Origin of the sequence: Streptomyces calidiresistens (genome assembly GCF_014141525.1) — a bacterium.
Taxonomy (GTDB): Bacteria; Actinomycetota; Actinomycetes; order Streptomycetales; family Streptomycetaceae; genus Streptomyces; species Streptomyces calidiresistens.
Genome location: NZ_VKHS01001559.1, coordinates 1 through 435 on the forward strand (window position 1 = coordinate 1; position 435 = coordinate 435).

Consider the following 435-nt stretch of genomic DNA (forward strand, 5'->3'; position numbering starts at 1 on the left):
CTCGTGGGCTCGGAGATTTGTATAAGAGACAGGCCGCCAGTTCGACGGGCCCGGGCACCACCCGACGGGCCGTCCCGATCACCTGCACGCTGCGGGGTCCCCCGGTGGAGCCCGCCCCGGCCACGGCACGGTAGGCCAGCACCCCGCCGTCCGCACCGGAGGGGACCTCCCCGCCGTCGGCCACCCGCAGCAGCACGCCCTCCCCGGTCACCAGGTGCTCGGCCGGGAGCAGGTGGGGCAGCGCCCCCCGGGTCACCGCCGCCTGTCCGGCCGGCAGGAGCGCCAGCACGCGCAGCGCCTCCGCCACGTCCGTCGAGAGGGGCGCGGCGCCACGGGGGGTCCCCGTCCCCCCGGAACCGTCGGCGGATCCGTCGGGGGTCGCCGTGCCCGCCGGGGGCAACGGCACGGAGGGGGAGGGGGTCCGCTCCCCGGGCG

The 435-nt window shown here is 78.9% G+C and carries 1 protein-coding gene; it reads right to left on the minus strand.

The features are described 5' to 3' along the window. A partial coding sequence (locus FOE67_RS28270) for a pyridoxamine 5'-phosphate oxidase family protein (protein ID WP_182667629.1) occupies positions 1 to 307 on the minus strand: 307 nt, incomplete at its 3' end. Between the last annotated feature and the right edge of the window lie 128 nt (positions 308 to 435).